At 59.2% G+C, this 20,188-nt stretch carries 12 protein-coding genes; 3 read left to right on the top strand and 9 right to left on the bottom strand.

Annotated elements, in window-relative coordinates; genetic code table 11:
* Positions 1–9 precede the first annotated feature (9 nt).
* The 4 genes from Enr13x_RS23455 to Enr13x_RS23440 form a co-directional block, all read right to left on the bottom strand.
* Entirely contained in the window at positions 10–894 is an 885-nt protein-coding gene (locus Enr13x_RS23455; protein WP_145389275.1) for an Rpn family recombination-promoting nuclease/putative transposase, read from the bottom strand.
* 1,083 nt (positions 895–1,977) lie between these two features.
* Positions 1,978–2,910, bottom strand: coding sequence for an Rpn family recombination-promoting nuclease/putative transposase (locus Enr13x_RS23450; RefSeq protein ID WP_145389274.1), 933 nt, complete (start codon positions 2,908–2,910; stop codon positions 1,978–1,980).
* A 327-nt stretch (positions 2,911–3,237) separates the two neighbouring features.
* Entirely contained in the window at positions 3,238–4,602 is a 1,365-nt protein-coding gene (locus tag Enr13x_RS23445) for a DUF1501 domain-containing protein (RefSeq protein WP_145389273.1), read from the bottom strand.
* Positions 4,603–4,616: 14 nt separating this feature from the next.
* On the bottom strand, positions 4,617–6,926 hold the full coding sequence (locus Enr13x_RS23440; RefSeq protein ID WP_145389272.1) for a DUF1549 and DUF1553 domain-containing protein: 2,310 nt from the start codon (positions 6,924–6,926) through the stop codon (positions 4,617–4,619).
* Between the two features lie 492 nt (positions 6,927–7,418).
* Here Enr13x_RS23440 and Enr13x_RS23435 point away from each other — a divergent pair, with 492 nt between their 5' ends.
* A complete protein-coding gene (locus Enr13x_RS23435) occupies positions 7,419–9,641 on the top strand; it encodes a peroxidase family protein (protein ID WP_145389271.1) in 2,223 nt (740 codons plus the stop codon).
* 255 nt (positions 9,642–9,896) lie between these two features.
* Here Enr13x_RS23435 and Enr13x_RS23430 read toward each other — a convergent pair whose 3' ends face one another.
* The 4 genes from Enr13x_RS23430 to Enr13x_RS40050 all read right to left on the bottom strand — a co-directional run bounded on the left by Enr13x_RS23430 (position 9,897) and on the right by Enr13x_RS40050 (position 16,662).
* Entirely contained in the window at positions 9,897–10,187 is a 291-nt protein-coding gene (locus Enr13x_RS23430) for a hypothetical protein (RefSeq protein WP_145389270.1), read from the bottom strand.
* Positions 10,188–10,365: 178 nt separating this feature from the next.
* The gene (locus tag Enr13x_RS23425; protein ID WP_145389269.1) at positions 10,366–11,577 is read right to left on the bottom strand and encodes a type II secretion system F family protein; all 1,212 of its coding nucleotides are present in this window, start codon (positions 11,575–11,577) and stop codon (positions 10,366–10,368) included.
* A 145-nt stretch (positions 11,578–11,722) separates the two neighbouring features.
* Positions 11,723–13,417 (bottom strand): GspE/PulE family protein, encoded by a 1,695-nt coding sequence (locus tag Enr13x_RS23420; RefSeq protein WP_145392657.1) that lies wholly within the window; start codon positions 13,415–13,417, stop codon positions 11,723–11,725.
* A 137-nt stretch (positions 13,418–13,554) separates the two neighbouring features.
* Positions 13,555–16,662: a secretin N-terminal domain-containing protein gene (locus Enr13x_RS40050; RefSeq protein WP_145389268.1), complete on the bottom strand. Its 3,108-nt coding sequence runs from the start codon at positions 16,660–16,662 to the stop codon at positions 13,555–13,557.
* 659 nt (positions 16,663–17,321) lie between these two features.
* Between Enr13x_RS40050 and map the strand changes: the two genes are divergently transcribed.
* Complete coding sequence (gene map, locus Enr13x_RS23410) at positions 17,322–18,119, top strand: type I methionyl aminopeptidase (RefSeq protein WP_145392655.1); 798 nt, start codon at positions 17,322–17,324, stop codon at positions 18,117–18,119.
* A gap of 68 nt (positions 18,120–18,187) precedes the next feature.
* Positions 18,188–19,075, top strand: coding sequence for a ThuA domain-containing protein (locus tag Enr13x_RS23405; RefSeq protein WP_145389267.1), 888 nt, complete (start codon positions 18,188–18,190; stop codon positions 19,073–19,075).
* Between the two features lie 108 nt (positions 19,076–19,183).
* Here the strand turns inward: Enr13x_RS23405 and egtD are convergent, their stop codons facing one another.
* Positions 19,184–20,170, bottom strand: coding sequence for an L-histidine N(alpha)-methyltransferase (egtD, locus tag Enr13x_RS23400; protein ID WP_231743737.1), 987 nt, complete (start codon positions 20,168–20,170; stop codon positions 19,184–19,186).
* Positions 20,171–20,188 lie beyond the last annotated feature (18 nt).

The following is a 20,188-nucleotide window of genomic DNA, read 5'->3' as shown; positions in this document are numbered from 1 at the left end:
AGATGATTTCTAGCTGCGCTCACGAAGCTGACGTTTTAGCGCCACTTCCATCGCGGCAAGTTCCTCCGATGAATGCATTCGCAGGTCTTCGATCGTTGATTCTGCGACGCCCGCAAGCGATTGAAGCACTCGCACCCGGCCGATTGCCTCACCACGGGCCTCACCTCGGGCCTCTCCACGTTCCTCAGCCGCTTCCAGGCGTGCCTGTTCGTCACGCTGCATTTTTAACCGTGTTTCGTAGAAACGCTTTTCTTCTGGGTTTCGGGCAATCATCTCCAATACTCCTATCGCTTCGGAAAAGACCAGATCTGGTAGTTGTTGCCGCAATTCTTCGGGGCTGGAAATTGCGGCAAATCGAAAGAAGTGGATCCACTGCTTGATCGGGTCTGCGATCACGCCATTATCCGCATCCGGCTGGTACTTCGGCAACTCTAAAAGGTGGATTTGCAGGCAATCTGTTAGCAATTCACCGCTCGGAGATCGAAGTTGGAAGTCGAGATGCAGGGCGGCCGATTCGCGAAACCGGATCGCATCAAGGATGCAGATTCCGATCGAAGGACGCAATTCCCGGTAGCTGTCTCCCTCGCCGAGTTGTTCGACCAACTGGCTGGCAGCGTAATACGTCAGTCGCTCGGAGAGCCCTGCGGGCAGCGTCGTCTGAATTTCAATGTCGATGAACCGCCCGTGATCATCGGTCGCCAAGACATCGAGAATCGAAGCTTTGTCATCGTCAAAACCTTTGCCGATGATTGGGTTCAGGATCTGCACGGTAGTGATCGGCGGGTGTCCACCCAAGACCGCATTAAGAAAGTGAAGCGTAATCGCCGGATGATCAGGGCTTCCTAGCAGTCGCTTGCACGCAAAGTCGACCGTCGGATCAATGCCAATCGCCATTTTGGACTGTCCGCTATTGAAGTAGAAGCGAGCAAAAATGTTTCCTGATGATGAATTGAGGGAGCCGTTTTGGCAACCCACGACCTTTGATCGCCTCTCCCCTCGGCGTCGGGGTTGCACGCTTCGCTCGGCGCTACCCTCATCCTCCGGTCGCTTCCAATCATCTCCGTCAACCGTCGGCTCCGCTCGGTCGATCCCTCCCTCACTCCGGTCGGCGAACGATGGCCAAGTCAATCGTCTGGGTTGGTTCGCGCGAGTGCCTTCTTTCACCCTTCACTCTTCACCCTTCAAACTTCATTCCTGCCATCGTTCTTCGACTGACATCCTGTCACCGACGGGTTTCAATCGACGGGCATCCTACCCGCCGTGCCTTCGGCGTTCTTTGGGCTCGAACGGTGTGTCGCCGTCCAATCGGTAGGGCAAGCCTGCCAAGCGTTGCGGCGGAAGCTAGCTCGGTTTTGCGTTCAAGTCCACCGTCCGCCGCTAGCCAAGACCACTGTCATCAGAGGTTTCCAGCACCTCGCCGATCGAGCAATACGCAGGAAAGCCTTGAATGCTTGTTCCGTTAGGGTGCCGATAGCTCCAATTGCTGTTCCTTGCGACTTGCCCTGGGCCGACTTTGAAGTTGGCTACGCAACGTGAAGTGTTGTCCCAATCTGCATTGTCGGTGCGAACAACCAAATTGCATATCAAGTTTGCAAAACGTCCCCGTTCGCCAAGTACTGGACCGCAGAGGCCGTAGAGTTCGTCTTTCTCTTCCAATCGTCGTGACACCCTCATGAAAAAGGGAGCCGTATCGTCGATTATCTCCGCGTGAGATGCATCTCGTAGTGTATAGAGAATGTCCCACGGCTTTACCTGAAGTATCGAGCCAACTGTGGAAAGCACCTACCGTCCCCTGTTCTTCATCGTTTGAGATCGCTCTTCGCCGGGTGACATTGCGTTGATGACTGGTTTAAAAATCGGACGTATGCATCCTCGAGTGGATCGCCGTCCGCCAAGCTCGGTGATTCCACAATAGCGATTTGCGGAAGCGAAGTTCGCGACACAAATTTTGTTCGCTTGGGCCAACCTCAAGCGGCTTCACGAAACTCCTCGCTCACGAAGCTGTCGCTGAAGGTCACTTTCGAGTGCGGCTAACTGCTTTAGCGATAAGCCTGCAGTCGATGTCCGATCAACGCCAAGGAGTTCACGGAGAATTTCAATGCGCCCGAGTGCTTCACCCTCTGCTCTACCCTCTGCTCTACCTTCTGCTTTGCCCTCTGCTTTGCCTTCTGCTTTGCCCTCTTGCCTTGCCTGTTCGACCGCGTACTGCATTCTGGCGCGTTCATCACGCTGTGCTTTCAGACGTAGTTCGTACTGGCTTCGTTGTTGCGGCGTTCGTTGGATCATCTCGAGAACCTCGGCAGCTTCGTTGAAGGCGGGGGATTGGAATCGCCGTTCGATTTCCTGAGCCGACATTGTTTCGGCACGACAGAAAAAATGGCACCACGCGTCCACTGGATGCGTGATCACCCGATTATCGCTCGGAACCGCGTACTTTGGCAACTCAAGAAGGTGAATTTGTAGACCGTCTGTCAGTTTCAGGCTGCCGCCGCGACTCCGTAGCCGGAAATCGCTGTGGATTTCTGGGGATTGGCGGAACAGGATCGCGTCAAGGACGCAGATGCTGATCGCCGGATGCAGCAGCGTGTAGTCGTCGCCTTCGCTGATCTGGCCAACGTAAAGAGAGGCGGTGTAGTACGCGAGTCGCTGGGACAGGCCGGCCGGAAGCGTCGTCTGCATTTCGATGTCGTACAGTCGGCCGCTTGAATCTCGCGCCGCGACGTCCAAAATCGACAGTTTGTCGAGATCGTCCTCTTTACCAAGGATCGGATTGAGGATCTCCACTTCCACGATTTGGATTTCGTCGCCGAGAATCGCGTTGAGGAAGTGCAGTGTGATCGCAGGGTGTTCCGGGCTGCCGAGAAGCAGCTTGAAGACGTAGTCGACGGTGGGATCGATTCCGATGGCCATGCGCAGATGATCGACTCAATGCGGGAGTGACGGACTCACGTTCAGTCTACTCCAGTGATGGTTGGATTGTCGCCACGTGAAGACTGGATTGCCGAAAGCCTCACCGAAGGATTTCGACGGCGAGGCACGATACGGAACGCCGTAGCGGATGCTGGCTGGTTTGCAGCTAGCTAGCTAGCAACCTTCGACCGATCGGTCGGTGGTCGGTCGTGTAGCAAGACCAAGCGGTCTCACATTACGGCGGAAATCGACTCGGTGCTTTGATCACATCAAGCGTCCGCAGCTGCATTTGCGGGATTCAACCCCCGTCCCCTTTTTGCGCCTGCGTCAGGCGATGACGTCGTGCAGCGTGTTGCCGCCGATGATTAGGGGGCGGTTGTTGCGGTCGTAGATTTCGGTCGCGGGGTCGATGCCGAGAAGTTGGTAGATGGTCGCGGCCAAGTCTTCGGGTTTGACAGGGTTCTCGGCCGGTCGGCTGGCGTGTTCGTCGGATTTGCCGTACACGTAGCCTCCCTTGACGCCGCCGCCGGCCAACAGTGTGGTGTAGCACTGCGGCCAGTGATCGCGACTGAGGTTCTTGTTGATCTGTGGCGTGCGACCGAATTCACCCATCCAGACGACCAGTGTTTCATCGAGCAGTCCGCGTTCTTCTAAATCGTCTAACAGCGTCGGCAGCGTTTGATCGGTGATCGGCAGTTGGTAGTTGTTGACGATCTCGTACATGCGTGTGTTATCGAATCCGTGCGTGTCCCAGCCGCCGTCATTGACGCGGCGTCCGCCGATGCTGGCCGAAAAATAGACGGTTACAAATTTCACACCCGATTCGACCAGCCGACGCGCCATCAAACAGCTTTGGCCGTACGTCGTCCTGCCATACCGGTCTCGCACGGATTCCTTCTCAGCCGACAGATCAAACGCCTTGCGAACACGGTCGGACGTCAACATCGAAATCGCCCGCTCGTAGTAGTCATCAAACCCGCGGGCCTGGTCCGAATATTCGAGCAACCTGGTTTGTGCGTCGACCAGTTTTTGCATCTCGCGGCGGCGGTGCAGTCGGTCGACCGAGAGCCCCCGCGGCAGACTCAGTTCGGGCAGCTTGAAGTCTCGATCATTGGGGTCTTCCAAGAACAACAACGGATCATGGCGTTTGCCGAGAAAGCTGGCATGCTGGGCCGGAACGATGGAGCCGTCGCGGATCACATGTGGATAAGCGACCGAGGTCGGCATGCCGTTTTGGTTGGGGCGGAGATGGTCGACGACGCTTCCGTAGGCGGGGTACAGATCCAGGGAGTCGCGCAGACGTTGATCGTCGCTCGGTGGTTCGTGACCGCTGAGCGCGTAATACCCCGCCGACGCATGGTTCTTCATCGTGTGCGTCATCGTGCGAATCAACGTCGCATGGTGCATTCGTTTGGCCGTCTCGGGCAACAGCTCGCAAACCTGAATCCCGTCGGCGCTGGACGAGATCGGGCGATAGGGGCTGCGCACCGATTCGGGCGCGTCGGGTTTCATGTCAAAGGTGTCAAGCTGGCTGGGCCCGCCCCATTGGAACAGAAAGATCACCGATTTGGCGCGCGGTTTGATCGACGTGGCACGCTCGGCGGCACGCATCAAGTTTGGCATGGTCAGACCCAGCATGCCCGCACCGCCGACACGTAAAACCGAACGCCGATCCATTTTGGGAACACTCATGGTGTTTGATGATTCTATTTGCGGAACAAAAATTCTTTTGCGTTCAACAACGCCCATGCGATGTCCTGCAGCGCGTCGGCCCGTTTGTTGCCCGATGGATTTGCCATCACCGCGCCGAGCAGGTCTTTCCAAGATGCCGCCGGATTGTGGTTGGGGCCGTTGATCAATTGCAACGCCGCGGCTTGCTCTGCCTCGGTCGGCGGACGCGACAGGGCCGTCCAGTAAAGCTCCTGGACGACCTCGGCGTCGGACTGTTTGGACAGTGCCAAGCGGGCGATTCGATTGGACGGCGATGCGAGTCGATCATTCAGTCCGTCACCGACCAGCACGAACACCTGCTTGAGCGTCGTTTCGTTAGAGCGTTCGCAATCGCATGCGAGGATGCGATCGGGTTTGCCAAAGGTTTTCAAGAAACGGTCGCCGGCTTCGGGCGAGCTTCGACGGGCCTGTTTGCTTCGTACGCCGGGAATCTGCACGGCGCGGATTCCCGCCGGATAGCCGAGGAAGCTTGCCGGGGAATCCAGGACGTCGCTTTGCATGTCCAGGATCACTTCGGCCGGCAACCGTCGCACGTAGGCTCGCGAGTAACAGGTGCTGTCGTTGACGTTGGTTGCGTTCGGTTCGGCGGACAGTTGATACGTTCTGGATTTCATGATCGTGCCGACCAGGCTGCGGACGTCAAAGCCGCTGTCGGCAAAGTGTGATGCGAGCCAGTCCATCAGCGGAGGATTGCTGGGCGGATTGGTCAAGCGAAAATCATCGATCGGGTCGACCAGCCCCAACCCCATCAGCTGGTACCAGATAAAGTTGGTCTGGGATTTTACAAACAGCTTGTTTTCCGGTGCCGTCAGCCAAGTTGCCATCGCGGCCAGGCGGTCCTTCATTGCCTGATCGCCGAGTCGGTCACCGCCGAGGAATTTTGGTGACGCGACGCGGTCGGTGGTCGGGTTGCGGACTTCATCCATCTTCGCCACCAAAACGGTTTGATCACCGGCAAACTCGTTCTTGTCCAATTTGTCCTGTCGCTTGTTCTCGCCGATTTCGTATCCGATTTGTGAGAACAGCGACGACCATTGGTAATAATCCTCTTGCGTCCAACGATCAAACGGATGGTTGTGGCACTTGGCGCACTGCAACCGGGTCCCCAGGAAAAGTCTGGCGGTGGTTTCACCCCGAGTCGATGGGTCGCGATTGGCACGATAGAAGTTGGCTGCGGGGTGCGCGAACGTGCTGCCCGTTCCGGTCACCAAGTCGCGGACGAACTGATCCAGCGGACGTCCCGATGCGATGCTGTCTCGGATCCAACCGTGAAAAACTTCGACGCCCTCGGTATCCAAAACCTTCTCTTCGGTGCGCAGCACGTCGGCCCACTTCAGCGCCCAGAAATCCGCGAACTCCGGCAGGGCGAGCAGACGGTCGATCAACCGCGCGCGTTTGTCGGCGGCCGGATCGGACACAAACCCTTGGGCCTCTTCGGCCGTCGGGATGCGCCCGATCGCATCCAAGTAGGCGCGGCGGACAAACACCGTGTCCTCGCACAAGGGCGAAGGATTGATCCGCACACGTTTCAGTTTGGCAAAGACATGCCGATCAATTTCGTTGTGCGGTTGCGGATCGCTCCAGACAAAATCGGGACGCGATTCGATGAAAGCGATCGGCACCGGACGTTGTTCTTGCAGGTAGCGGACGATCAGCGTGGTTTCGCCGAACTTGTCGCGTCTGACAACTCCGCGGGCATCGACGGTCGCGTTTAAGTTGGACAGTTCGTAACAGGCCGTCTCGGTGACGTCACGCGATGTCCCGTCGGAAAACGTTGCGGCGACGTGGACCGCAATTCGGTTGTCTGGATCGGCGACGATCGCTTGCGGGGGTTGCACCTCCAGTCCGACCAATCGCGGCGCTTCGGCGGACGGTCCCGGTGCGCCATGACGCAACCAACGGGTCAGCAACTGGTAAGATGGTGAGTCGGTGGCGAAGCGGGGGCCGCCGCCGTGCGCGACCCCGCCGGATGCTTTCTGCAGAAACAGACTCAGCTCCGGCGCTGCGACATTGACGCGACGTCCCTTGGCCGCGCGCACCAGCATCTCGTAATCGTACTGTGGGTCCTGGCCACGCAGCGACAACTTCAATCCGCCCTTGCCGTTCAAGTTGCCGTGGCAGGTCCCCAGGTTGCACCCGGCTTTGGACAGCACGGGCATGACATCGATGGTGAATTCCGGGACCGGTGACGTGATGACGGATGTCGCTTGATCGGCACGAAGGGGGCCGACGTGGTATGCGGAGATCGTCGCGACGAGCAGCGGCAAGGCAAGCGTGCGGAACATATCGGTTTCGGCAGGAGGCGGGTCGCACCGCGGCGCCGTCGATCACGATGGGGCGGTGATCCAAGCGTCGGCGGACGTGGAACTGCGGAGGTGGGGTGCAATCGCGGGGCATTCACTATAGCAAATGGGCGAGCGGCGGGGGGCAAGTCGTCCGGCGTTTCAGGGTGTTTTTGAAGCGCGACCGGGCGGCTCGCGGTCTGTCGATCTTGTGAGCCGCGACGCGTAAGCGGCCGGGCATTTCAGCGCCCGCCCGAGGCCTTACGGCCAGCGGCTCACCAATGACTCAGCAGATCTCGGCTTAATCGACAGACGGCTCGTTCTGTTCCGCTAAGCCCTCCGGTGTTTGGAGGGTACGAAGCGCGAGAACAAATCTGAAAACGTGAGCTGCGGGTGTGACATCCTCGCGGCAGATGTTCCCCGATAGAGAGAGGCGCCGTTCCCCGCCCGCCTCCTTCTCTGCCCCATCTCCTCCCCGTTGAGAGCGCAATTCCCATGAGCCTTTTCCATTCAGCTTCGGATTCTTTCCGCCGACTTCAAATCCGCGTGCTCGAACGTCTGGCGCGGCGTGATGTTTCCACCCCGAAGGCACGACGGCGACCCCTGCGGGGTGAAACGCTGGAAGGACGTCGGCTGCTCGCGGCCGACTTTGACGGTTTTCGCCACAACGTCTTCGATGCCGAAGACGTCAACGACGATGGCGAGGTCTCCGCCGTCGATGCGCTGATCATTATCAATTCGATCAATCGTGATGGCGGCGACGATGCCCAGCGATTCACCGACGTCAACAACGATGGACGCCGCAGTGCGCTCGACGCATTAAGGGTCATCAATCGAATCGGCCGAGACCGCAACGGGACGGTGGACGATTCTTCACGCGGCAACCGAAACGACGGCAGCGACTCGGTCATTCCTGAATTGCCCGATGAAATTCGGTCGATCGATGGCACCGGAAACAACCTCGAAAACCCCGAACTGGGAAGCACCGGAGAGACGTTGCTGCGGGTCGCCGATGCGGACTACGAAGACGGCATCTCCACGCCCGCCGGGGCCGACCGTCCGAGCACTCGCGAGATCAGCAACACGCTGTCGGACGTCGGAGCCGACGAGACCAAAAGCGAACGTGGGCTGTCCGCTTTCCTGTACGTTTGGGGGCAGTTCATTGACCACGACATCGATTTGACGGAAACGCAAACCGATGGCGAACTGTTCGCCATCGAAGTCCCCACCGGAGATCCGCTGTTTGATCCGCTGGCCACGGGCGAAGTGATCATCCCCTTGACGCGATCGGAGTTCGACCCGGAAACCGGAACCTCCGTCGACAACCCTCGCCAGCAGGTCAATTCGATCACCGCCTTCATCGACGGTTCCCAGGTTTACGGCAGCGATCAGGAGACCGCCGATCGACTGCGGACTTTTGAAGATGGCCTGCTGGTGATCGAAGAAGACGGATTGCTGCCGATCGGCGAAGATGGCGGTGTGATCGCCGGTGACATTCGCGCCAGTGAGAACATCTCACTGACCGCGATCCAGACGCTGTTTGTTCGCGAACACAATCGTTTGGCCGAAGAGATCGCTGCGACCGACGATTCGCTGACCGACGAAGAGATTTACCAGCGCGCCCGCGCGATCGTGATCGCTGAGATTCAATCGATCACCTACAACGAATTTCTGCCGGCTCTGCTCGGCAACAACGCACTGACACCCTACGAAGGCTACGATTCGTCCGTGGACCCGAGTATCGCCACCGAGTTTTCCACCGCAGCGTTTCGGTTCGGGCACAGCACGCTGAACGATGACATTGAATTCTTTGACAATGATGGCCGCGAGGTCCACGACGAGGTCGCACTCAAGGACGCCTTCTTCAACTCGGCACTACTAGAAGAAACCGGCATCGACGCGATCCTCAAGTACGACGCGTCCTCGCAGTCGCAAGAGGTCGATTTGGAAGTCGTCGATAGCTTGAGAAATTTCCTGTTCGGGCCTCCCGGCGCCGGCGGATTTGATCTGGTGGCGTTGAACATCCAACGCGGTCGCGACCACGGGCTGAATGACTACAACACGACGCGACAGGCCTACGGGCTGGACGCCGTCGAATCGTTTGCCGACATCACCAGCGATGTCGAACTGCAGGAAAAATTGGAATCACTTTACGATGACGTCAACAACATCGACTTGTGGGTCGGGCTGATGGCCGAAGATCATTTGGCGGGTGCTTCGGTCGGCGAGCTGACATCCACAATCATTGCCGATCAATTCCAGCGATTGCGCGACGGGGATCGCTTCTACTACGAGAACATTTTTCAGGGTCAGGAACTTCGTTCGATTGAAACGACGTCGCTGGCTGATGTGATCGAACGCAATACGACGGTCGACGGGTTGCAGGAAAACGTCTTCTTCATGTTGGCTGAGGTTCGGGGCCAAGTCACCGTCGACACCAGTGTCAGCGATCGATTGTCCCGTTCCTCCCAGCGTGGCGGCACGGCCGATCGCGGGCGTTCGGCTGCCGTCGAGGGAGCGACGCTGGAACTGCTCAACGACAGCGGCGAAGTGATCGACACGACGGTCACCAACAATCGGGGCTACTATCGATTCCGATCCTTTGAAGAAACCGGCGACTACCAGGTCCGATTGGCTGACAGCGGTGAAGTCGTGGACGTGCTGATTTCCAACGGAAGCACGCGGTTGAAAGGGATCGATTTCGAATTGTTGGTTTGACGCGGCTGCGGTCGCGGGGGGCGTCGTCGGGCAGGCTGTGCCTGAAGGCCCATTGGCATGCACAGCATGCCCTACGAGTTGACTGGCATGCACAGCATGCCCTACGCGGGCTGTCGATTGAGTGAGCCGCGACGCGTAAGCGGCCGGGCAATTCGGCGCCCGCCCGAGGCCTTACGGCCGGCGGCTCACCATTGCCTCGACAAATCCCACCCAATCGACGGACGGCGCGCGCCGTTCCGCTAACCAACAACGCCACTACGACTGCGATTCTTCGGGGCGGTTGATCACGAAGTGGGACAACTTCGGCGCCAGCGGGGCTCGTTTGCCGGGCTTGGGGCGGTGGATCGAGCGGATCTCACCTCGCGTCTCGCAAGCGGGAGATTTGGGCCGGCGGGCGTCCGGTGTGTAGCGGCGATTGAGATCTGCTTCGGGCTCGCCGCAACTGTTCAAAGGTTCATCTTCCATCCGGGGTGCGAACCGGATGCAAACGAGCACGATGCCCGTACAGACGACTGAAACGATCAGCCAGATGATTAAGAGATTCATATCCGCACCGCCCACGGTTGGTACGCCGAACTTGCCCGCTCATTGCCCTTTCTACGTCACGAGAGAACCATGTGTTCCGGTGACAGATCGACGTAGACAGAACAAACAGTTCTGGCTGGAACATGGTCTTTCGGTTCAATCGGCTCGATCGAGCGAATCGATCAAGCAAATTTTGCAACTACAGACTCGTGCTGCTCTTGAGAACCGGCACGAGCAGTGCAAGCACAACCGCCAGAACCAAAAACGCCATGACCAGCAACATCATTGGTTCGAGTAATCGTACAAAGAGGTCTAGTCTGCGGAAAGTTCGCTTCTCCAGGGAGTCGGCGATTTCCGGGAGAACTTTCTCAAGGGAGTTACTTTCTTCCCCCACGCTGATCATTTCCACGACCGATGGGGGAAAATAGCCAGAAGCGCGCAGCGGCGTCGCCAGCGATTCACCGCCGCGGATGTTTTCCGTCGCGTCGGCGATCGATTGGCTGAGCAGACGATTGGCGGCGGCAGAACGGCTGATCTCAAGCGACTTCAAAATCGGCACACCGTTGCCGAGCAGGGTGCCGAGAACGCGGCAGAATCGTGCGACGGCCAGATTCATCAGGATATTGCCGAGCACGGGAATCCGCAGCTTGAGCTTGTCCACCATCTCCTTGCCGGCTTCGCTGGCGAGTTGAACTTTGATCACCACGATCAAGACGATGGCCAGGATGACCAGCACCCAGCCGTAGTTTTGCAGCACGGTGCTAAAGCTGAGCAGCGATTCGGTGTACCAGGGCATCTCGTCTTTTTGACGCAAACGATCAAACATCGCATCAAACTTGGGGACGAAGAACACCAACAGCCCGCTGATCACGAGGGAGCCGACGGAAAACAGGAACACGGGATAGGCCAGCGCGCTGATCGTTCGCCCTTTCAAATCCTCCTGCAATTCGGTGAACGTGCTGACACGTTCCAAGGCATCTTCCAGGAAACCGCCTTCGGTCCCGGCGCGGACCATGTTGATCGCCATGTCGGAGAACACGTTGGGGAACCGTGCCATCGCGTTGCCGATCGGTTCGCCGTCTTCGACACGCGATTTGATTTCTTTGACGATCTCGCCCAAGACAGGGTCGGTCGCTTGTTCGCCAAGCACGGTCAGCGAGCGCATCATCGGCACGCCGCTGCGGAGCAGCGAAGCCAGTTGGCCGTAGAAGGTCGCCATCGTTTGGCCTTTGACACGTTTCCGCTGGCCGAATAGGGAGCGGCCGGCGGTGTTTTCGGCGGCTGCGACCTTGGACGGAAAGAGTGACTTTTCGCTCAGCAGCGCGGCGACTTCGCGTTCATTGGCGGCTTCGATGGAACCGCTCACGGTCTTGCCCGCCATGTCGCGAGCGGTGTAGGCAAACGTCGGCATGATTCTAGTGCTGTGTCAGCGTTAAATGTTCGGGTTGCGTTTGTCGAGCGGAAAAGGGGTCAGGTACCAAAAACCAAATGGCCCGCAGGGTGCTTCGCATTTTTGGTACCTGACCCCTTTTCCGCGGCTAAAAGTTGACGCACCACTAGAGCGCCTCGCCCTTGGAAACGCGTAGCACCTCGTCGATGCTCGTCATGCCTGCGATCACTTTGTCCCAAGCGTCCATCCGCAGGGTCCGCATGCCGGCGTCGACGGCCGCTTTGCGGATCACCCAACTGCTGGCGCGATCCTGGGCCAGTTGACGGATTTCGTCATTGGTGACCAACAATTCATAAATACCCATCCGACCGGAATAGCCCAGGTTGCGACATTCGCGGCAGCCCACCGGTCGATACCACGTGAATTCGCCGGCGCGATCCCAAGGAAAATCTTTGGGAACCTCTTCCGGCGATGGCTTGTAAGCCTCTTTGCAGAGCGGGCAGAGTCGGCGGAGCAGTCGTTGGGCCATCACGCCTTCGACGGTGCCCGCGACCAGGAATGGTTCGACGCCCATGTCGCCCAAGCGGGTGAAGGCCCCCGAGGCGTCGTTGGTGTGCAGGGTGCTGAACACCAAGTGACCGGTCAACGAGGCCTGGATGGCATTTTCGGCCGTCTCCAGGTCACGAATTTCCCCCACCAGGACGATGTCGGGGTCGTGCCGCAAGATGCTTCGCAACGACGCCGCAAAGGTGAATCCGATCTTGGAGTGGACTTGGATCTGGTTGATCCCGTCCAGCTGGTATTCGACCGGGTCTTCGGTGGTGATGATCTTGGTTTCGTCGCTGCGGATCTGCAGCAAACTGCTGTACAGCGTTGTCGTTTTACCGCTACCGGTCGGTCCGGTCACCAGGACGATTCCGTGTGGCAGCTCGATCAGCTTGCTGTAGGTTTGATAGATCTCAACGGACATCCCCAGTTTGCCCAGGTCGAAGACCATGGCGGATTTGTCCAGCACCCGCATCACCAAGCCTTCGCCGTGGATCATCGGGATCACACTCAATCGAATGTCGACTTCACGACCGTGAACCCTGAGCTTGATGCGTCCGTCTTGGGGCAGCCGTTTTTCGGCGATGTTGAGCCGCGCCATGATCTTCAACCGACTGATGATGGCGGCTTGGAAACGATTGATTTCCGGCGGCGTGGGTTGGCGGTGCAAAATCCCGTCGATCCGATAGCGGACCAGCAACCCATCGGATTGGGTCTCGATGTGAATGTCGCTGGCGCGTGTTTCGATGGCTTCGAGCAGGATTTCGTTGACCAGTCGGACGACCGAAGCCTCCTGAGCCATCTCGCTCAGCTCGCTACCGTCGGTCTCGAGCTCCTCGAGCAACTCGACGTCTTCGTCATCCGAGGCGGCTGCCATCAGGTCTTCGACGGTCTCGCTGCCGACGCCGAGATGTCGCTTCATCAACCGAGCGATCTCGCCGCGTTGGGCGACGATCGGAATGATGTTCTTGCCCGTCGCCGCGCTGGCTTCATCGAGTGGGTAAAGGTCCAGCGGATCCGCGGTCGCGACGACAACGGATCCGTTTTGAAAGCGGATCGGAAACAGCGACTGGCGATAGATCAAACGCTGGGGAAAGCCTTCCAACGCGGCCAAGTCGATTTCGGTGTCCCGCAGATCGACGAACTCCAAACCGACCTCTTCGGCGAGTGCTTCGAGCGCTTCACGTTCGCCGACGAATCCCTTTTCGACGGCCGCTTGCACGATATCGGAGGCATTGCTGCCGTGGGTGTCTGCCAGCTGTGCGTCGCTGAGCAGTCCGCGTCGTCGAAGGATTTCGCCTGCACGCATGATCATGGAATCGATTCCGGTGTTCTTCCAAAGAGTGATGCTTGGATTGTACTGTGTTGCGGAGGAGAACGTCGGCGTGACCGGGGGAGTTTGCATCGATGTCGATCCCCGGTGACGCGTTGAAGACGTTTGCTCGGTCGGGATTAACGTCCGCCGCCGGGACGACCGCCGCCGCCACCACCGCCGGGACGACCGCCGCCGCCACCACCGGCTGCGCCGCCGCGACCGCCGCCGAATCCGCCGGGACGTCCGCCGCCGCCGCCGAAGGGGCTGCCACCGCCACCGCCACCGAACCGTGACCGAAACGCCTCGATCCGCTGACGCATCGCATCGGCCGCTTCGGTGCTGTTGCCGCTATCACCTCCGGTCCGCCCGCCGGGCGTGCTCGACGAAGCGGATCCGCTGTCTTTGGTTTCCACTTGGGTGCTGAGGATGGCTTCCAACGCCTGCACGATCGTGTTTCCGTTGAGAGTACCGGGCAGCGTGTAAACGACGGTCTCGTCTTCATTGACGCGGCCGCCCTGATCGAGGGCTTCGACCAGCATCTGAATCTCTTCAAAATCTTTGGTCGTGGCCGTGACCACCAACGAGTTGCTTTGGGCGTCGACGGCAACGGCGATCTTCGAGCGTTCGCTTTTGGCCGCCTCGGTACCGCCGCCGCGACCGCCTCGACCGCCGCGCAGGGCGTTGATGAAGTCCTCCGGCGAAGGTTGTCCGCCACGGCCTCCTCCGCCTCCGCTGCTACGACCCTGATCGGCTCCGGCGACTCGATCGGCGTAGATCTCTTTGACCACCTTGGCGACCTCTGCCGCGTCTTGATACAGCACGGGGATCATCCGCGGCGTCGCGGTCAGTTCGATGTCCTCGGGGCTTTCCTCGATGTCAATTTTCTCCAACACCATTTCGATGACTTGCAAATCGAGCTCGTTGGCTTGAATGAACAGTGCGTTGAGCCGCAGGTCGGGGACGATGTTGACCGACCCGGTGGAGGTCAAAATCGACTTGGCCGAAGACGTGTCGCCACCGCCACCGCCGGCCAGTCCCATCAATCCACCCAGCATGCCGCCGCCGAGTCCGCCGGTGATCGTGTCGGTCAAACTGCCCGCCGAGTCGCCGCCACCGAGAATGCTGGCGATCATTTCGGAGGCGATATCGGCTTGGATGTACTTCAGCCAGTAGATCGTCGGCAGATCGCTTTGGGTTCCCATCGGGCCGATCAGCTGTGACAACAGTTCTTCCAATTCGTCCAACGCTTCGGTGTCGTCCGAAGCGATCCGGATGCCGTTGGGCGTCAATTCGATCATGATGTCCGGACTGGGCGATTTGACGGGCTCTGTGCTGACGGGTTCTGTGCTGACGGGTTCTGTGCTGACGGGTTCTGTGCTGACGGGTTCTGTGCTGACGGGCTGGCTCTCCGGCGGGCTGGCTGCCGCGGGGGCTTGGGTGAGGTAATAGAACCGTCGCGAATCGAAGCGGGACGCGTCGAGGTTATCGGCCGGCTTGGACGTGGATTGCGTCGGCGGCGTGACGGAGTTGGACGGAGCCCGCTGGATCTTGCGTTCACGGATGCCGTTGGATTCGCCGCCTCCGGACGGAGAAAGAACGCGGATCGCGTTATCCCGCCCGGTCATTCGCCAATACAGTTGCAACTGCCGCAGCGCGTCTTCGGCTTGACGACCGTTGAGCGGCAACAGCCGGACCTTTCCACTGAGCAGCCCTTCGCTCGCGGCTCCGTCGAGCTGTTCGAGCAGCCGTCGGATCTGTTCGATTTCGTCTTGCGAGCCGCGAACCCATAACTTTCCGGTCGCCGGATCACCGTCGACGATCGGGCCGCTGGGGTCTTCTTCGGTCACGCCGAAGTACTTGTTGATGGTCAGCAAGGCCTGGGCGGGGTCGATGCGTTTGAGCTGAAAGACTTCGAAGTCTTCGCCGCTGCCTTCCATCTTTGCGATCACTTCGGTGATCTGTTTATGGGTGTTTGGAGTTGCAAAGGCGATGATGGCGTTGGTGGCGGGGTCGATGGCGACCCGCGTGCCGGGTTCGTCTTGCAACAGCGTTTGCAGGACTTCGAATACGGTGGCGGGGTCGGCAACGCGAACGAAATGGGTCTGGAACACGGGCCGAGCCACTTCCGCCTCGGTCGCCTCACCGGCTCCTTCCAAGGGCTGGTCGGCTTTGGCGATCAGGCTTTCCAGGATGCTGACCTTCGATCGCAACCCGGTGGCATAGATGCGATCGCCGTAGAGCCCGACGGAGATGCGAATGTCGTCGCTGGAGTTTTCGCCGGCGTCCAGACCCAGCAAGGGTCGAGCGGTTTGCAGCAATTCCTCGGCGCTGCGGTGCAGCAGTTTGATCTCGTGCACTTCCTGATCGGATTGTCTGATGACCTCGCGGATCGCGACCAGTTTCTCCGCCCGTTCGGTCACCTTGGCTTGGCGAGCGCTGTCGAGCACGATCACCCGGCCCCAGGGCCCGACCATCTGCGGCAATTGAGTCTTGGCTTCGTCGGGCGTCATGCTGCCGAGCGGAAAGATCGCGGTCACGATGTCGCTCTTGCCGCGTGATTCCAGTTCGTCCATCGGCACCAAGTCGGCCAACTCGCTGATCAGTTTGTCGGCATTTTCGACTTCCAGATCGATCAGGAACAGCATCCGTCCGCGACGCACCAAGGCGTAACCGCGATCGAGCAGCAAGCGATTCAACAGGTCCAAGGACTCGGCGACGGTGTACATTCGCGAGCGATCGATGAACGAGATGGAGCCCTCCGGGTAGCGATCGATCTGGAGCGACAAATCGCCTTCGGTCGCCATCCAATTCAACACGTCTTTCCAGCTGGCGCCGGTGAAATTGAATCGCAACAACGGTTCTTGGGGGCGGTCGAGTTCCTCCAGCAAAATCCGTGCGGCTTCTTCCGGCGTCACGTCCTCTCCGCGCAATCCCGGCGCGGGCTCGGTGGCCGGGGGCTGGTCGGACGGCGAGACGGGGACTTCGGCTTCGCTGTCGGTGTTCTCGCTGTCATCCTGGACGACGGTCTCCGCCGGGGCGGGGGCTTCGGCCCGTTCGCCTGCCGCGTCTCCCTCGGTTTGTTCTTGTGCCGAAAGTGTCGAGATCGGCAAGACGGACGCCAACACGGCGACGAACAGTAGCTGCAGGAACGACTTCGCCGGCCCGGCCGACTGCCGCAGCGGGAAACGGAGGCTCGCGCCGATCGGTGCGTTGCTTTCGGTGCACGATGGGAGTTGGAAATGCATTATTGCGGCGGTTTGGTCGAAAGAAGTGGATGAGATTCCGGCTCAATGGGCCTAGCGGACCGGACCATTCTAATTGCCCCCACTCGAATCGCTCGGCGCCAATCACGCCAGATTTCGGAAGCGGAGATCACTCGGCCGGCCCACTGATCTAACCTTCTGCCCCGGCCAGGGTTTCTCGACCGATCGCGGATTTCGGTTGATTCGCGCGCTTTTCCTGCCAATTGAGAGCCGCGGAGGCATGATTTTCGCACTTCATGCCCCCATGGGCGGGGCATGTCGACGCCCGGAAATGCCGCGTTGGTGGTCGCTGCGTTGTCGATCCGGTCGTAGGAGCTGCCGCCGGAGGGCATTCAAAAAATCTCAGCCAGGGGTGTTTTCGGTTCTACGAACGACACTTTCGGGTTGGTACGATACGCTCTGACGCCGGCCGGCGATCGAACACGATTCCGACACAGCGGCTGGGAACCGACACCGGATTGCGGCCTGTCGATCGAAGCTCGCATGCGTTGGCAAGGGGCCGCGCGACGCCCCTGGCGAACGCGTCGCATCTGGCATGGACGCATTGATTTCGGAATAACGACTAACACGACAGCCCGCTTGCCGCAGGATTAACCACGAGCAGATCAACCGCTGCTCGCATCGAAGGAAACATGACAGGAATGCTGCAAAAGCAACGAAAACTGATTCTGAACGACCAGCAACGCGATGCGATGCGCCGTGCCGGACGTGTCAACGCGAGCCTGATGGATTACATCCGACCGCACATCACGGCCGGGATCACCACCGGCAGAATCGACGAGATGATCGCACAGTGGACGCTCGACAACGGGCATACCGCGGCAACGCTGGGATATCAGAATTTCCCGAAAAGCTGTTGCACGAGCGTCAATGAAGTGATCTGCCATGGCATCCCCGGCGACGAGGAGCTGAAAGAAGGCGATATCGTCAACATCGACGTGACCACCATCGTCGACGGCTGGCACGGTGACCAAAGCGAAACGTTCTTGATCGGGGAGGTTTCCGAGGAACGCAAAGCGGTCACCCAATGCGCCTTCGACTGCATGCACCTGGCGATCGACGCGCTGACCCCCGGATGCACGGTTTCGAAAATCGGCGAGACGATCGTGCCCGAAGCGCATCGGCGCGGTTTCTCCGTCGTCCGCGAATACGTCGGTCACGGACTGGGCAAACAGTTTCACCTGGATCCCTCGATCCCGCACTTCCCCAATCGGCAAAGTCGTATCGATCGACTGTTCCCCGGCATGTGTTTCACCGTCGAACCGATGATCAATGCGGGCACCCGCTACGCCCGCTGCGACAAAGCGGATGGATGGACGGTGCGGACCAAAGACGGGCGACCCTCGGCCCAATTTGAACACACCGTGATGATGACCGAGGACGGTCCCGAAATTCTGACCCAATGCAACGACGGGCCCCGCAAAGGCCATCAATTTTAGCGTCGACCGCACCCCCGACGACGACCGCTCCTGCCCATCGGTTGATCCGACTCTCCAAGGCCTCCACCATGAATCCGCTTCAAAGTCTTCCTGCCTGCCGTTTCTCTCTCAGCCGCCGCGCCGTGTGCACCTTCCTGTGCGGCGTCGCCCTGCTCGCGTTCGCCCCGGCCGACCATGCCCAAGCGCAAGACAAGCCGCTGAAGGTGTTGCTGGTTGCCGGCGGTTGTTGCCACGACTACGCCACCCAAACCCAGTTGCTGAAGAAAGGCATCGAGAAGCGGATCAACGCCGTGGTGACGATCGAATTCAATCCCAGCAAGACGACCAGCACGCGTTTTGAAGTCTACGAGTCGGATGACTGGGCGGCAGACTACGACGTCATCGTCCACGACGAGTGCTCCGCCTCGGTCACCGAGCGTCCCTACGTCGATCGAATTTTGGCTGCCCACCGGGCCGGCGTTCCCGCGGTCAACCTGCACTGCGCGATGCACAGTTACCGCTGGGGCGATTTTCGAAACCCGGTCGAAATCGGCGCCGAGAACGCCGGTTGGTACGAAATGATCGGCGTTCAATCCACCGGCCATGGCCCGCAATCCCCGATCGATGTTCACTACACCCAGCCGGATCATCCGATCACCAAGGGGCTGAGCAACTGGACGACGATCAACGAAGAGCTTTACAACAACGTTCGCGTGTTCGGCAACACCGACGTGCTGGCCAGCGGCGATCAAGTTCAATCGCCGCGAAAAAAGGAACTGAAACAGAACCCCAATGCCAAACCCCGAACCGCCCAAGCAGTCGTGGTTTGGACCAATCTGTACGGACCCAACCAAACCAAGATCTTTAGCACCACGCTGGGCCACAACAACGACACCGTCGGCGACGATCGTTACCTGGACCTGATCTCCCGCGGGCTGCTCTGGGCCACCGACAATCTGAAATCAGACGCCAAATGAACGTCGGGTGAATGCGGGCGGCCACTGAATGTGGGACAGGCTTCCAGCCTGTCGATGCGACAATGAGATGCCGCCAGCCTATTTCACGACTCTATGGGGCGCTCTGCTCTATGGGGCGTTCTGCTGCGAACCCACGCCGGCGACCACCAGATGCAACACCGCGAACAGCCGCTCATCGTCGGTCCAACTGCGATGCAATTCTAACCCCGCACGCGCGGCCAACGCCGAAAAACCTTCGATCGTGTACTTGTGCGAATACTCGGTGTGAATCAATTCACCCGCATCAAGCTCGAACGATGTCTCCCCGATGCGGATGGTTTGCTGTTTCAACGACCGAATGTAGATTTCAATTCGGGATGCTTGATGGTTGTAGAACGCGACGTGCTCAAACGCCTGCACGTCGATGTCGGCATCGAGTTCGTCGCGGATCCGGCGCAGCAGGTTTAAATTGAAGGCGGCCGTCACGCCGGCATCGTCGTTGTACGCACGTTCCAAGGTTTCGACGTCTTTGACCAGGTCGATCCCGATCAACAACCCGCCGCCACTGCCGCAGCGCTCGGAGATCGATCGCAACAGCCGCTCCGCTTCGGCCGGTTCAAAATTTCCGATCGTCGATCCGGGAAAGTAAACGGCACAATGGGTCGCGGGTTCACGCGAGTGGGGAAGCGAAAACGGGCGGGTAAAATCAGCGGTCACAGGCAAGATTTCCAGATGCGGATAATCCACCCGCAATCGCTCGGCCACACGTTGCAGATGCCGATGCGAGATATCCACCGGAACGTACGCGACCGGGTCGATCAGATGATCCAGCAAGATTCGAGTTTTGATACTGCTGCCGCTGCCGTATTCGACCAACATCGCCCCCGAATCGATCTGCGTGCCCATCTCCGAAGCGTACCGGTTCATGATGGCTTGCTCGGTCCGAGTCAGATAGTACTCGTCCAGGTCGCAGATTTCGTCAAACAGCGCCGACCCGCGCTTGTCGTAGAAATATTTGCACGGCAACCGCTTGGGAACTTGGCCGAGTCCTTCCATCACGTCGTGTTGAAACGCGATCGATCGAGGCGCAGCTTTGGTCGGTGCGGTATTTAGCACGATGATTCCCCGGGAAAA

The organism is Stieleria neptunia (genome assembly GCF_007754155.1).
GTDB lineage: Bacteria > Planctomycetota > Planctomycetia > Pirellulales > Pirellulaceae > Stieleria > Stieleria neptunia.
Note: the sequence above shows the minus strand (reverse complement) of the source record. Positions and strands in the feature narration are given on the sequence as shown.

Bases quoted from the DNA above. Each gene is read 5' to 3' on its own strand.
- Enr13x_RS23455 (WP_145389275.1), bottom strand. From the start codon at position 894: ATGGCGATTGGCATTGATCCGACGGTCGACTTTGCGTGCAAGCGACTG.
- Enr13x_RS23450 (WP_145389274.1), bottom strand. From the start codon at position 2,910: ATGGCCATCGGAATCGATCCCACCGTCGACTACGTCTTCAAGCTGCTT.
- Enr13x_RS23445 (WP_145389273.1), bottom strand. From the start codon at position 4,602: ATGAGTGTTCCCAAAATGGATCGGCGTTCGGTTTTACGTGTCGGCGGT.
- Enr13x_RS23440 (WP_145389272.1), bottom strand. From the start codon at position 6,926: ATGTTCCGCACGCTTGCCTTGCCGCTGCTCGTCGCGACGATCTCCGCA.
- Enr13x_RS23435 (WP_145389271.1), top strand. From the start codon at position 7,419: ATGAGCCTTTTCCATTCAGCTTCGGATTCTTTCCGCCGACTTCAAATC.
- Enr13x_RS23430 (WP_145389270.1), bottom strand. From the start codon at position 10,187: ATGAATCTCTTAATCATCTGGCTGATCGTTTCAGTCGTCTGTACGGGC.
- Enr13x_RS23425 (WP_145389269.1), bottom strand. From the start codon at position 11,577: ATGCCGACGTTTGCCTACACCGCTCGCGACATGGCGGGCAAGACCGTG.
- Enr13x_RS23420 (WP_145392657.1), bottom strand. From the start codon at position 13,417: ATGATCATGCGTGCAGGCGAAATCCTTCGACGACGCGGACTGCTCAGC.
- Enr13x_RS40050 (WP_145389268.1), bottom strand. From the start codon at position 16,662: ATGCATTTCCAACTCCCATCGTGCACCGAAAGCAACGCACCGATCGGC.
- map (WP_145392655.1), top strand. From the start codon at position 17,322: ATGCTGCAAAAGCAACGAAAACTGATTCTGAACGACCAGCAACGCGAT.
- Enr13x_RS23405 (WP_145389267.1), top strand. From the start codon at position 18,188: ATGAATCCGCTTCAAAGTCTTCCTGCCTGCCGTTTCTCTCTCAGCCGC.